The sequence below is a fragment of the Ferruginibacter lapsinanis genome, assembly GCF_020783315.1.
GTDB lineage: Bacteria > Bacteroidota > Bacteroidia > Chitinophagales > Chitinophagaceae > Ferruginibacter > Ferruginibacter lapsinanis.
Window position 1 is genome coordinate 1,044,368 of record NZ_CP086063.1, and the last position, 13,856, is coordinate 1,058,223.

Consider the following 13,856-nt stretch of genomic DNA (forward strand, 5'->3'; position numbering starts at 1 on the left):
GATCTCTATGCAAAAATTCTGGAGTATTTTAAAAAAGACTTTTCTTTGGTTGTTTATTTTGCAATTTGTTTACATACTTTTTTGTAAATGGATCAATCCTCCTGTAACACTCACACAACTTGGTAGTGTGTTTCAGGGAAATGGCTTGAGTAGAGATTATATTGATTTTGATGAGATGGGCCCCAATATGAAACTGGCTGTTATGGCCAGTGAAGACCAGCTTTTTCCCGATCATGACGGGTTTGATCTGAAGGCAATCAAATTAGCAATGAAATATAATAAGGTTCATCCGAATAAGACCAGGGGAGCAAGCACAATAAGTCAACAGGTTGCAAAAAATGTTTTTCTATGGCAGGGAAGAAGTTATTTTAGAAAAGGACTTGAACTTTATTTTACTTTTATGATTGAAAAAATATGGAGCAAGCAACGTATTTTGGAGACCTATTTGAATGTGGCTGAAATGGGAAGAGGAGTTTTTGGGGTTCAGGCTGCCGCAAAAAAATATTTTAATAAAGATGCAAAATATTTAACCAGAGGAGAGGCCGCGATGATAGCCGCTTCTTTACCCAATCCTAAAAAGTACACTGTTAAACCTTTGAGCAGATATGTATCTAATAGATATGATGATATCATACGACAAATGAATAATTTGGAAGGAGATCCCGATATTCAGGAGTTAATTAAATAAGTTTGTAAAAATTTTCACCTCATGAATTTTAGAAATTTTAAAATGGTTGGCTATGTCGTTTACGGACGTGGAGCCTTTAATCAACTGGATGAAATATTGGAGCCTAATAGAAAGGGAACAGCTCCAATGATTTTTTTGGTAGATCATTTTTTTGAAAATAAAGAACTGGTAAATCGTGTTCCTGCAAAGGGAAAGGATAAAATAATTTTTGTGGATGTTACCTATGAACCTAAAACAACTTATGTTGATTCTTTGGCCAGACAATTAAAAGATGAGTTTGGAACAGTGAGCGGTATTATTGGAATTGGTGGAGGTTCTGCTATGGATCTTGCTAAAGCTGTTTCATTAATGATGACCAATCCGGGAAGTAGCGCTGATTATCAGGGTTGGGATTTAGTAAAACAGGCGGGTGTATATAAAGTAGGGATACCCACTCTAAGTGGAACAGGTGCAGAGGTTAGCAGAACTACAGTTCTTACCGGACCAACCAGAAAACTAGGTATGAATTCTGATTTTACTCCCTTCGATCAGATTGTGTTAGATCCGGAGCTGTGTGCCAATGCACCAGCCAATCAAAGATTTTATACCGGTATGGATTGTTATATACATTGTATCGAAAGTCTTACCGGAACTTATTTAAATGAATTTAGTAAAAGCTATGGAGAAAAAGCACTTGATCTGTGCAGAGAAGTGTATGTAAATAAAAATGGCTGGGATGCAGATAGCGACGATAAATTAATGATGGCCTCTTACGCAGGTGGTATGAGTATTGCTTATTCGCAAGTTGGGGTTGCTCATGCGGTTAGTTACGGTCTGAGTTTTTTATTAGGCACAAAACATGGTATAGGTAATTGTATCGTTTTTGATAAACTGGAAGAATATTATCCGGAGGGTGTAAAGGAGTTTAAGTATATGGTTGAAAAGAACAACATAGATATTCCAAAAAATATTTGTGCCAATTTATCAGAAGACGATTTTAATAAAATGATCGATGTATCACTAGGGATGAAGCCTTTATGGGAGAATGCATTAGGAAAAAACTGGGAATCAATCATTACCAGAGGAAAGCTAAGAGCTTTGTATGAACAACTTTAATTGTGTTGCTTTTGAAAGGAAAGAATTCTTGTTTGTATATTCTGCCTGATATTGTTATAAAATAAATTGATATCACCAATATGATAATTTTTTTTGGTAAAGAAAATATTACCAAAAAATCTTGGTTTACTACACCATAAAATATTTTGGTGTATTTGAGCATTTACAACACCCGGAACAATTTTATTGTAATTTTTTAAGATCCCTCCACCGTTCATTTTTCGTGGAGCAAATTCTTCAGAACTGTTCCAGGTAAGTGGATTTACAACAATAGATTTAAGTTTTTCTTTGGCTATATATTTGGGTTCTATATATCCATTTTTAAATGTTCGCCAACTTACAAAGCAACCTGTTGAAAGAGAGTCGTGGCAAGGGTTAAGACTTTCAAAATATTTTTCATGAATGGGCATGCCGATCAAATAGGCACATACCAAATTTTTCTGCAGCTCTTTTCCTTCAAAATATTCTTTTAATAATTTAGCTGCATGAACTGTACCTTGGCTATGCGATGCGATGATAATTGGTCTTCCGTTATTCCAGGTTTTCATATAAAAATCGAAAGCATTTTTAATATCTTCATACGCAAACGCAAACGCTTTATTTACCATAGCCGTATCATCAGAAAAAAACGCCTTTAAGTGAGCCTGCCTGTATCTTGGAGAAAACACTCTACATTTTTCACTAAAAACGCTGGCCTGATATAAGATTGTTGAATAATCTGTTTTTGAGTTTATTTCAGCATTATCAATAGATGCATTCCAACTTGTATCTGAATAATCTACCAGTGTTGTAGGGTAAATAAAAAACACATCTACGGCAGAGTCTTTACTATAATTTTTTTGTAACGAAGCGGATATACTATCTGAGGGATCCCACTTCCATGGATGGGCAGCCCAATAGCTAAGATTACTGTAATCTGGTTTGCCATCAATCGAACTGAATTTGTATTCTGGTCTGTTCGAATAATTTTTTTTACTGCAGGAAGAAACTATCAATAACGCCATACAATAAACGAGACATCGAACAGAGTTACGCAAGCTTGGTTTCTTAAAGAAAATCATATAATTTGTACCTTTATAATTGCTACTGTAAAACTAACTGTAAAACACTGAACTTATTAAGGCATATACCATTTTTAAAAGCTGTCCTCCTTCATAGTATTACTGCTTTTGGAGGGCCACAAGGGCATTTTGGTATGATGATGAAAACTTTTGTTGATAAGCGAAGGGATGTTACCAGCGAAGAACTGATGGAATATGTTTCCTTTTGTCAACTGCTACCCGGAGCCTCGTCCACACAAACACTTACACTGATTGGTTACAAACGAGGGAGGCTTCCTTTAGCTGTGATGACACTTATTATCTGGATCTTTCCTGCATGTTTCCTTATGGGGGCGCTTTCTTTTCTGGTAGCAAAAATTGGTTCAGATAATTTACACACAAGTATTTTTCAGTTTGTGCAGCCTATGGCTATTGGGTTTTTGATATATGCGGCTTTTAAAGCTTTTAAAATTTCTGTAAACAATCTTATTACACTGATAATAATGTTGTTGTCGATGTGCTTTACCTATTTTTTATTCAAAGCACCCTGGGTCTTTCCTTTGTTGATTGTGCTTGGCGGTATTGCAACAAATTTTAGTAATAAACGATTTCCTGAAAAAGAGAAAGTTAAACCCAGACACATACGATGGACGAATATCTGGTTGTTTGTTTTGATATTTGTTTTGGCTGGTTTCTTGAGTGAAACAGCACGTAAGCAGGATTGGCATGATAGAAAGGCGTATAATCTTTTCGAGAATTTTTATCGCTTCGGAAGCCTTGTGTTTGGTGGAGGCGACGTATTGATACCAATGATGTTGGATCAATATGTGGCAAGGCCAACCGATCCCAAATTTGCAGACCCTCAGCAAAATATTATTCGAATTGATAAGCAGGAGTTACTTACAGGTGCAGGAATCGTGAGGGCTATACCCGGCCCCGTTTTTTCGATAGCTTCCTACACCGGTGGGATTGCACTAAAAAATGAAGGATCTGACCGGCAACTGTTGGGTTGTGTGATTGGGTCGGTCGCAATATTTTTACCCAGCGCTTTGCTGGTGCTTTTCTTTTTTCCTGTGTGGCAATATTTGAAGAAATTTGTTGTGGTCAACAGGGCGCTTGAGGGAATCAATGCAGTTGTCGTCGGATTGATGTGGGCTGCATCCTTATATTTACTGAAAGATACATCCATCATGTCCTTCAGACTTATCAGTATGATGAATATTGGGGTTATTCTCGGAACATTCCTTACGCTTTATTTTACCAAACTTCCGGCCCCAATAATTGTTGTGGTTTGTGTGGCTATCGGCTGGCTTTTCTAAATTGATTTATAATAGCCATTATTTAATATTTCTTCATTCACCTGATCAGGAACCAGGTAGCGTATTGATTTGCCTTCTTTAATTAACTCACGGATACGTGTACTCGAAATTTCTAGCAATGGTGCATCTATGATTTCTATTCTTGCGCCTATGGTATTAACAACATCAAAACCAGGTCTTATATATATATATATAAGATGATTTTTTATGATCAGCTCAAAATTTTTCCACTTAGACAAATTGCTGAAACTGTCACTTCCCATGATAATAGAGAATTCATGTTCCGGATGTTTTTCTTGTAAGTACGTAAGTGTATCGATGGTGTAAGAAGGCCTTGGTAATTTAAATTCTACACTGGAAGCTTTTAATTTTGATTCACCTTCAACTGATGATTGAATAAAATGTAACCGATGGTATTCATTCAGTAAGGTATTCGATTTTTTAAAGGGGTTTTGCGGAGATACGATCATCCAAACTTGATCTGCAAATCCTTCATTGACGATATGATTGGCGATTATTAAATGACCCATATGCACTGGGTTAAATGAGCCAAAATATAGTCCAATTTTCATAAAATATTGATAATCAATTGTTTAATTCTTCAACCCATATGTTTTCGGCTTCATTTAGTCGCAAACTTAGATTATAACCTGCTACCATAATGGATATAGGGTCTCCGAGTGGAGCTATTTGATCTATAATGATTGTCTCTCCGGGTACACATCCCATTTCCATCAATTTTAAGAAAATATCATCTTTTTCAAAATATTTAATGAGTACAGTTTTTCCTACTTCAATTTCCGAAAGTCGCCTATCCATTCTAGCAGATTTATTTACTGCAAAGGTATTTATTCAACTTTGATTGATAATTTCGAATTCAGAAATTATACGTATGAAAGTGCAATTCTTTTTTATTAAAAATGAGTCGGTGTTGAAAGACAGGACCAAGCTTAAACAATTTATTCCTACCGTTTTCTCCAAAGAGAAAAAGAAGCTCGGTTCTCTATTATATATTTTTTGCTCAGACGATTATCTATTGGAGATAAATAAGGCCTACTTAAAGCATAACTATTATACAGATATAATCACCTTCTCATTATCCGAACTCAACAGGCCTATTGAAGGGGAGATCTATATTAGTGTTGATAGAGTTAGGGATAATGCCCTTCAGTTAGGTACAACGATCAAAGAGGAATTACATCGGGTTATCTTCCATGGTGCATTGCATCTTTGTGGCTACAAGGATAAATCGTCCAAAGAAGAAGCATTAATGAGAAAGGTAGAAGGTAAGTACCTGGATCTTTATTTTGCTTAGTGTTACACGTGGAACATTGGGCTTCTTTCACTTTGGTATAGTAGAATGTTACACGTGGAACATATAACGTAACCCAATAAGCATCTAGCTTAATTTTAAAACGACATTTTTCAATTTCGTATCTTTGCACCCATGTTTCCAGATTACGATATAATAGTAGTAGGCGCCGGCCATGCCGGTTGTGAAGCCGCTGCCGCTGCCGCCAATATGGGTAGTAAGGTACTGTTGATCACCATGAATATGCAAACAATTGGTCAAATGAGTTGCAACCCGGCAATGGGTGGTATAGCTAAAGGTCAAATTGTGAGAGAGATAGATGCCATGGGAGGATATAGCGGTATAGTAAGTGATGCCAGTATGATCCAGTTTAGGATGTTGAACAGAAGTAAAGGGCCTGCAATGTGGAGCCCTCGGGTACAAAGCGATAGGATGGTTTTTGCCACAAAATGGAGAGAAGTGCTGGAAAACACTCCAAATGTTGACTTTTATCAGGATATGGTGAATGGATTATTGGTGAAAGATGGCAAAGTGTATGGTGTTTCTACCGGTTTGGGACATGATATCAAAGCCAAGTCGGTTGTTTTGACCAATGGTACCTTCCTGAATGGTATTATACATATTGGAGAGAAGCAATTGGGGGGAGGAAGGATGGCAGAGAAAGCAGCTACCGGTATCACTGAGCAATTAGTGAGTCTTGGTTTCGAAAGCGACAGATTGAAAACCGGAACACCACCAAGACTGGATGGAAGAAGCTTGGACTACTCAAAAATGGAGGAACAAAGGGGAGATGATGATATAATTGGATTTAGTTACAAGGATGTTCCACGAATCACATCGGATCAGCAGAAGAGTTGCTGGGTTACTTACACTAGTCCGGAGGTACATGATATCCTTAAAACTGGCTTTGAAAAGAGCCCGATGTTTCAGGGAAGAATACAAGGAACGGGTCCAAGGTATTGTCCAAGTATCGAAGACAAGATAAACAGGTTTGCTGAGAGAGATAGGCATCAACTTTTTGTAGAGCCCGAAGGTTTTAATACAATAGAGGTATATGTAAATGGATTTTCATCCTCTTTACCAGAAGAGGTTCAGTTTCAAGCACTTAAGAAGGTTCCAGGGTTTGAGAACTGTAAAATGTTTCGTCCTGGCTATGCTATAGAGTACGATTATTTTCCACCAACCCAATTGAAATTCAGTCTTGAGACTAAGCTATTAGAAAACCTGTTTTTTGCCGGACAGATAAACGGGACCACCGGCTATGAGGAAGCGGCTTGTCAGGGATTAATGGCAGGGATCAATGCTCATCAAAAATCCAGAAATCTTGAGCCGGTTGTTTTAAAAAGAAGCGAAGCATACATTGGCGTTTTAATAGACGACCTTATCAACAAAGGAACCGATGAGCCATACAGAATGTTTACCAGCCGTGCTGAGTTCAGAACTTTGCTACGTCAGGATAACGCAGACCTCCGTTTGACCGAGATCAGCTATCGTTTAGGTCTTGCCGATCAGGATCGAATGGATAAGGTGATCAGAAAAAGGGAAAGTGTGCAGCAAATAAAAGATTTGTTGCAACAAATTAGCTTAGAGCCGGAAGAAATAAACGGGTTATTAGAAAGCGTTTATTCGTCACCGTTAGATAAAAGACAAAAGGCATCTCAAATATTATTAAGGCCTAACCTTAGTTTGTTGGCAATGGTAAAAGCCGTGCCGAAACTGGCTGCAGTATTGAATGGATTCAGTACAGAAACGTTGGAGCAGGCAGAAATACAACTCAAGTACGACACATATATTGAGAAAGAAAAGGAGTTGGTAACTAAAATGAGTTTACTAGAAGATCTGATCATTCCAGATAATTTTGATTATGAAAAACTAGTTTCTCTAGGTACAGAAGCCAAACAGAAATTCAAGAAAATACGCCCACATACACTCGGCCAGGCCTCCCGTATATCCGGCGTAAATCCCAGCGATGTACAGATATTGATGGTTTTTATGGGGAGATAAATTTTTTACTCCAAAATAACTTCAGTAAGTATGTGAAATGTTTTTTGTAGATCTCAAAATGATGAGAGGTAATCTGCAGATAATTTTCATATAATTGTTTTTCTTACTTTTATAAAAATAATGCCAATGAAGTTTACAGAGCACACCAGCAAAGAATTGGTTTTTGCAGAGATAGAAAAATACCTCAATAGCTTAAATATTTCTATTGATAAAACAGACACCACCAGACCATGGGGAGGATTTTTTGTAATTGAAGAGTCGGAAGCAGAAAAATTTATACAATTATATTTCTCTCATCTTACTAAAGAAGAGCTATCTATTTCAGGAAAATTAAGTCCTAAAATACTGGTAGTAGCACCACATAAAAAATTGAGCTGGCAATATCATCATCGTCGAGCCGAGATATGGAAACTCATTGGTGGCAAAGCGGCTGTAGCAACAAGTGATGATGATACTGAAAAAGAAACAACTTATTTACAGATCGGAGATATCATACAACTAAAACAAGGAGAACGCCACCGCCTTATTGGTTTGGGAGAATGGGGAATAGTGGCAGAAATATGGAGACATACAGATGCGTTAAACCCAAGCGATGAAGATGATATTGTAAGAGTACAGGATGACTTTGGCAGATAGTATTTTATTTTTCTACTGCCAACACCATCTTTATTTCGCCATAACTTATACCCGGTAAATTTTCTACCAAAGTTTTGTGACTTTGAGCGCCAAATAATTTTATTGCATTTTTTATTTGCTGTTGCTTTTCTTTATTGACAAGTTCATTAATATCAATTTCTCCAGTACTGATGAAATTAGTTAAGTGACCTTCAATTGTGTTTTTTGTAAGATTTCGAATTGTTGCAATTTCATCAACAGTTTTTCCTTCTTTATATAGGTCAAAAGAAACAGTCTTTGTATCAATTTTTGGCTCAGTACTTTTTTCTTTCTTTTCTTTTTTGGGGTCTATTGCTTTTGAAAACATATTGGTTTCCAAACCATGCCGATGACAATAACTTTCAACGGCCTCAATAATATCTGCACCATAAGTTTCAACTTTTGCTTTACCGAAACCACTTATTTGCATCAGGTCCTTTTTTGTTAGTGGAAGATAGAGCGCAATCTCTCTTAGCGAATCCTGCTTTGCTACCATATAAATAGGTTGACCTGATTCTTCCACGACCATATCCCGCCAGCGTTTCAGCGTATTGTATAATTCAACATTTGGAATATCTGAATTCGAAACAGTTTCTTTTTTGGCGCTAGCATAACAATTGATGTTAAATCGGCTCTGTGCAAATTTTAATTTATGTTGCAAAAATGAAGTGACAGAAAAAGGTTGTCTGCAATATTGTAAAAAATAATTGGTAGCATATATAGATTGAGCTGCTAAAACTAAATGTTCATTGATTTCTGTCACAGCTTCTTTGTGCTCGGTTACTAACGGTTGGTTTTGAATCTGCTGTTGTAAAGAAGAAAACTTTGGAATGAAATGATTAGCTGCATCAGAGATTCTTTGTTGCAGCACCTGGTTGTTTTCAATAATTCCTTCATCTTTCATTAATGAAGCAACAAGGCTGATAAATTTTAACCCCACACTTTTGTCGGTTAAAAATTTTTCCTGCAATGTTTGTATCCATACGGCGGCCTCAGGATTTAATTTATCTATATGTTGTTTGACCTGGAAATGCAGTTGACCAATAGTGGTATCTATATCGGCAAATGAAAAAATTTCTTCTAACAATTGTAAAGTATATAATTGCCTTGCGCCGGCAAATCGTTCTGCTAAAGAACCTTTGTGGGTAAGAGTTTGCTGGCCTTTTTTTACATGACCATTGCTTTGTATGGCGGTTACAGGGATCTTAGATAATAACACAATGCCTTCCAGGCTGGTACACCGGCTTAATGCAACATATACCTGGCCGCTGCTAAATGCTGCACCTGCATCGATCATTACTTTATCAAATGTGAGTCCCTGGCTTTTATGAATAGTAATGGCCCATGCTAATCTTAAGGGGTATTGAGAAAATGTTCCAATGGTTTCCTGTTCTAATTTTCCGTCTGTTCGGTTTAAGGTATATCTTGTATTCTCCCATGTTTCTTTGGCAACATCAATATCAAAACCATCTACTTCTACAATAATTCTTTCTTTCTCTAAAGATTTAACTACGCCGATCTTTCCGTTGAAATATCTTTTTTGAATCAGATCATTTTTTAAGAACATTACCTGGGCTCCTTCTTTCAGGATCAATTCATATTCTGCAGGATATATATGCTCAGGAAATTCATCATCAACGGTTGCGGTATAAGTGAATGTATCTCCAAACAATCTGTATAGTTGCATTTGATTGATCTCATCTGCCTGTTTGTTGTGAGAGGTAAGTGTAATATATTTTTCTTCACGGGAGGGTCTGAATGTTGGATCATATCTCATGTGCAGATCTTCAAAATCATCAGCTGTCATATCATTATTACGCACCTTATTTAACAGGCGTACAAAAGAGTCTTCTTTCTGACGATAGATCTTATCCAGCTCAATCAATAGAGGCATTTGCTCTTTAACAGCAAGGCTGTCGAAGAAGAATGGCGAACTATAATATTCCTGCAAAATGCTCCACTCGTGATTTTGAGCAACGGGAGGAAGTTGATACAGATCCCCGATGCATAAAAGTTGTACGCCACCAAAAGGGGTATCATAATTTCTACGAATACTTTTTAAAATGGTATCAAGCGCATCCATTACATCACAACGAACCATGCTTATTTCGTCAATAACCAATAGCTCCATTTTACGAAGCAATTGTTGGCGTTGTTTGTTGTACCTGATCTTTGAAAGTAATTCAGACTTATTACCCGAAGTAGGTAAGAATGGTTGAAAAGGTAGTTGAAAAAGGCTATGCAAAGTAACGCCTCCGGCGTTAATAGCGGCAACGCCGGTTGGGGCAGCTACTACAATATTTTTTGTACAGTTTTCTTTTAAATATTTAAGAAAAGTGGTTTTGCCTGTGCCGGCTTTACCGGTAAGAAAAATATTCTCACTGGTTTCGGTAACAAACCTGTACGCAAGTTCAAAAATTTCGTTACGATCAATATGTTGTAAACTAGACACAGGCAAAACGAATTATGTATTTAATTAAAGATAGACAGAGATATACTGAAAATAGGTTGCATGCATTATTTATTTTTTTTGGATAATTTCTCTGATAAGGTCCGATTCGAAACCTTTCTGTAACAGATAATCCTGCATTTTTCTTTTTTTGATAAAAATATTTTTTTCCTTCTTTAATGAGATGGCTTTTTTTTCGGCAAGAGAATAAAGAGTATCCATATAATCCTGCTCATCTATTTGCTTCAACGCCTTTTTTATGCAATAATCGCTTACCCCTTTGTGTTTTAGCTCGTATTTGATCTTTACTTTCCCCCAGTTTTTGGTTCTGAATTTGCCTCCGGCAAAATGAATGGCAAAACGTTCCTCATTCAGGTAATTTTCTTCGATCAATCTTCCGATCAGCTCCTCTACATCATCTTTAAACAACCCGTACCCATATAACTTTTCTTTTACCTCCGAGTGACATCGCTCCTGATAAGCGCAGAACTGCTTTATTTTTGGAAAAGCCTGCTTAGGTGTGAGTTTTTGTTCAAACATAGTTTACAAAAATAGCAGGGTTGTTACAATGACAGCCGAATTTTGTGGCTAAATTTTGATAAATCAAATTATCTGAACAATTCGTCATTAAGACAAACAAATATTTCTGTATCTTGAGCCGGTTAAATGCAAAATTTTATCTTTGATTTTTAATACAACTATATTATGAAGTTTATTGTTTCCTCTTCGGCATTGTTAAAGCAACTGCAACAGATCAACGGTGTTATTAATACAAATACGGTATTACCTATTTTGGAAGATTTTCTATTTGAAATTGAAAAAAATAAATTGACGGTTGTTGCCACAGATTTGGAAACAGTGATGAAAGTGCATTTGGATATTGAAGCCAAAGACAGTGGAAAAGTTTGTATTCCTGCAAAAATTTTAATGGACTCTTTAAAGAATATAGCAGAGCAACCGCTGACTTTTACTATTGATAAAAATTATGGAATTGAAATTACCAGTGACAATGGTAAATACAAAGTGATGGGAGAAAATCCGGATAATTTTCCAAAGGAACCGGCAGCGGATGATGCCAATTCTTTCACCATTAGTTCTTCTGCATTGGTAACAGCGATCAATAAAAGTCTATTTGCAGTTAGCAACGATGATCTGAGACCAGCAATGACAGGCGTATTTTTTGAATTGGATAAAAAAGGATTGACTTGTGTTGCAACAGATGCACACAGATTGGTTCGTTACAGAAGAACAGATGTAAGTTGTCCTAAAACAGATACTTTTATTGCACCTAAAAAGCCCTTGAATTTATTGAAAGCGGCTTTACCTGATAATGATGATGAACTAACGGTATCGTATAACAGCAATCATTTGTTTGTAAAACATGGCGGCACTGAATTAGTGTGTAGACTGATAGATGCTCGTTTTCCTGATTATAAAGTGGTAATACCCCTTGACAACCCATATAAATTAACCATTAATAAAAGTGATTTTCAAAGTGCATTACGCCGGGTAAGTGTATTTAGTAATAAAAGCACTAATCAGGTTGCGTTAAACATCAGTGGCAGTGAATTGCAGCTGGCTGCACAGGATGTAGATTTTAGCAACGAAGGAAATGAACGTATGTCTTGTCAATATGATGGCGAAGATCTGCAAATAGCATTCAATGCAAAATTCTTAATTGAAATGCTGGGAGCTGCAGATACAGAAGAGATAAATATGGAATTAAGCACTCCGACAAAAGCAGGTATCATTAAACCAACTGAAATGGATCCAAATGAAGAGTTATTAATGTTGGTAATGCCGTTGATGTTGAACAGTTAATATTTCTTTTCAAAATATTTTTTCTAATCTCCATGAAAGTGGAGATTTTTTTATGTCACGGATACTTTGAGTTTCCTTCTTTTAATTTGATTGTAAATAATTATTTCTGCAATAATTAAATTTAATCCCCAACCTAACCAGGCAATGATCCTATATCGATCCATAGGGCCAATGTTGGTAAACTCGGCAAATAAAACTTTCCAGGCCCTTAATGTCAAAGCGGAAAGTGTGAGGGCGTAGCTCCGGATCATATAGGCCCTGTGAGCAACAAAGTCTTTCTTTATAGCATGGTATAATGCAATGCCAGTGCTGCCTATCCATAAAACGGATAGTAAAATAAAGCCAATGATGCTACTGATCCCACCATTGGCATAAAAACTCATAATGAGTCCGGCCGGCCCTGTTATAAACATGATATTAATCACATATAGATACCCAAGCCTTCGGTGGAGCAACTGATTTCTTTTTAATAACGGTTTGGAGAACTGAGAAAAACCAGCAAACAGCACTAACATGCTGGTAAAAACATGAGTAAAGAAAGCGATTCGCCACACATCAATATGAATATACGCCTGCTTTAATTGTAAAAAACCGATATCGGTTTTGAGGGTGTGGTATGGCAAAATGATCCTCAGCATTAAAAAACTAAAGAATGCCAGCACTGCCATTAAAACGATGGCTAATATGTTTTTGAAAGTCGGCTTCAATGTGTTATATTAGACAAAACAAAGCTATATGAAACTACCTAAACTTTGCCTACTTATTGTTATAACATTGTTTGTAGGCTGCAAAAACAAATCTGCAAAAAGCGACAAGATCGCAAAAATTGATTCCAGTACAATTTCAATATCACCAGATCTTATAGGTTCCTATGTTGGTCCTTTTGGTAAAAACAGAATTACACTTCTTATTACAAAAGTTACGGGAGACAGCGTAGCAGGCAGAACAGTTGTTGGAGGAAATGACAGACCATTTGTAGGTACAGTAAAAAAAGATTCGGGTATAATTAAAGTGGAAGCTAAAGAACCTGGCGATGACAAAAATGATGGAATGTTTAATTTATCGTTTGATGAAAAAAACAAAAATATTCTTGTTGGTGATTGGAAACCTTTTGTAGAAAATAAAAACAGTGGAGCAAAAAACTTTACATTAAATAGAAAGGTTTTCGTTTATTCTAAAGATGTAGGTATATATCCGCAGGCATCTCAAAGAGAACTGAAAGAATCTGATGTAAATAATCTTACCAAATGGGAGCTGGAGGTAATGCGGAATGAAATTTTTGCCAGACACGGATATTGTTTTAAAAAGAAAAATATCCGGGAAACACTTGAAACCCAGGACTGGTATGTGCCCAATACCGTTGATGTAAAAGATATGTTGACTGACGTAGAAAAAAAGAATGTAGAACTGATAAAAAAATATGAAAAATATTCTGATGAGTATGGAGACGAATACGGAAGATAGATTTGTATAA

Annotated in this window: 14 protein-coding genes; 8 read left to right on the forward strand and 6 right to left on the reverse strand. The window is 36.5% G+C overall.

The genetic code is table 11. The features are described 5' to 3' along the window. Positions 1-7 precede the first annotated feature (7 nt). Together mtgA and LK994_RS04535 are read left to right on the forward strand one after the other, a co-directional pair. Positions 8-688, forward strand: coding sequence for a monofunctional biosynthetic peptidoglycan transglycosylase (gene mtgA, locus LK994_RS04530; RefSeq protein ID WP_229761700.1), 681 nt, complete (start codon positions 8-10; stop codon positions 686-688). A gap of 21 nt (positions 689-709) precedes the next feature. After that, a complete protein-coding gene (locus LK994_RS04535) occupies positions 710-1,783 on the forward strand; it encodes an iron-containing alcohol dehydrogenase family protein (RefSeq protein WP_229761701.1) in 1,074 nt (357 codons plus the stop codon). On the opposite strand, the gene LK994_RS04540 is transcribed toward LK994_RS04535, so the two are convergent. After that, on the reverse strand, positions 1,780-2,787 hold the full coding sequence (locus LK994_RS04540) for a DUF3089 domain-containing protein (RefSeq protein WP_229761702.1): 1,008 nt from the start codon (positions 2,785-2,787) through the stop codon (positions 1,780-1,782). The genes LK994_RS04535 and LK994_RS04540 overlap by 4 nt on opposite strands. 62 nt (positions 2,788-2,849) lie before the next feature. Between LK994_RS04540 and LK994_RS04545 the strand changes: the two genes are divergently transcribed. After that, positions 2,850-4,142: a chromate transporter gene (locus tag LK994_RS04545; RefSeq protein ID WP_262907877.1), complete on the forward strand. Its 1,293-nt coding sequence runs from the start codon at positions 2,850-2,852 to the stop codon at positions 4,140-4,142. Here the strand turns inward: LK994_RS04545 and nadD are convergent. Together nadD and LK994_RS04555 are read right to left on the reverse strand one after the other, a co-directional pair. Continuing rightward, positions 4,139-4,714, reverse strand: coding sequence for a nicotinate (nicotinamide) nucleotide adenylyltransferase (gene nadD, locus LK994_RS04550; protein ID WP_262907878.1), 576 nt, complete (start codon positions 4,712-4,714; stop codon positions 4,139-4,141). The genes LK994_RS04545 and nadD overlap by 4 nt on opposite strands. Before the next feature lie 13 nt (positions 4,715-4,727). After that, a complete protein-coding gene (locus tag LK994_RS04555; RefSeq protein WP_229761705.1) occupies positions 4,728-4,961 on the reverse strand; it encodes a FeoA family protein in 234 nt (77 codons plus the stop codon). Between the two features lie 73 nt (positions 4,962-5,034). On the opposite strand from LK994_RS04555, the gene ybeY reads away from it, so the two are divergent. From ybeY to LK994_RS04570, 3 genes are all read left to right on the forward strand, one after another. Continuing rightward, positions 5,035-5,457 (forward strand): rRNA maturation RNase YbeY, encoded by a 423-nt coding sequence (ybeY, locus tag LK994_RS04560; protein WP_229761706.1) that lies wholly within the window; start codon positions 5,035-5,037, stop codon positions 5,455-5,457. Between the two features lie 132 nt (positions 5,458-5,589). After that, on the forward strand, positions 5,590-7,458 hold the full coding sequence (mnmG, locus tag LK994_RS04565) for a tRNA uridine-5-carboxymethylaminomethyl(34) synthesis enzyme MnmG (RefSeq protein WP_229761707.1): 1,869 nt from the start codon (positions 5,590-5,592) through the stop codon (positions 7,456-7,458). Between the two features lie 126 nt (positions 7,459-7,584). Continuing rightward, positions 7,585-8,094, forward strand: a complete 510-nt coding sequence (locus tag LK994_RS04570) for a cupin domain-containing protein (RefSeq protein WP_229761708.1) — start codon at positions 7,585-7,587, stop codon at positions 8,092-8,094. A 4-nt stretch (positions 8,095-8,098) separates the two neighbouring features. Here the strand turns inward: LK994_RS04570 and LK994_RS04575 are convergent, their stop codons facing one another. After that, positions 8,099-10,564, reverse strand: a complete 2,466-nt coding sequence (locus tag LK994_RS04575; protein WP_229761709.1) for a helix-turn-helix domain-containing protein — start codon at positions 10,562-10,564, stop codon at positions 8,099-8,101. Between the two features lie 69 nt (positions 10,565-10,633). Then, a complete protein-coding gene (locus tag LK994_RS04580; protein ID WP_229761710.1) occupies positions 10,634-11,101 on the reverse strand; it encodes a regulatory protein RecX in 468 nt (155 codons plus the stop codon). A gap of 165 nt (positions 11,102-11,266) precedes the next feature. Here LK994_RS04580 and dnaN point away from each other — a divergent pair, with 165 nt between their 5' ends. Continuing rightward, complete coding sequence (gene dnaN, locus LK994_RS04585; protein WP_229761711.1) at positions 11,267-12,382, forward strand: DNA polymerase III subunit beta; 1,116 nt, start codon at positions 11,267-11,269, stop codon at positions 12,380-12,382. 50 nt (positions 12,383-12,432) lie between these two features. Here the strand turns inward: dnaN and LK994_RS04590 are convergent, their stop codons facing one another. Further along, complete coding sequence (locus LK994_RS04590) at positions 12,433-13,089, reverse strand: DUF2306 domain-containing protein (RefSeq protein WP_229761712.1); 657 nt, start codon at positions 13,087-13,089, stop codon at positions 12,433-12,435. 28 nt (positions 13,090-13,117) lie between these two features. On the opposite strand from LK994_RS04590, the gene LK994_RS04595 reads away from it, so the two are divergent. Then, positions 13,118-13,846: a YARHG domain-containing protein gene (locus tag LK994_RS04595; RefSeq protein WP_229761713.1), complete on the forward strand. Its 729-nt coding sequence runs from the start codon at positions 13,118-13,120 to the stop codon at positions 13,844-13,846. Positions 13,847-13,856: the final 10 nt, after the last annotated feature.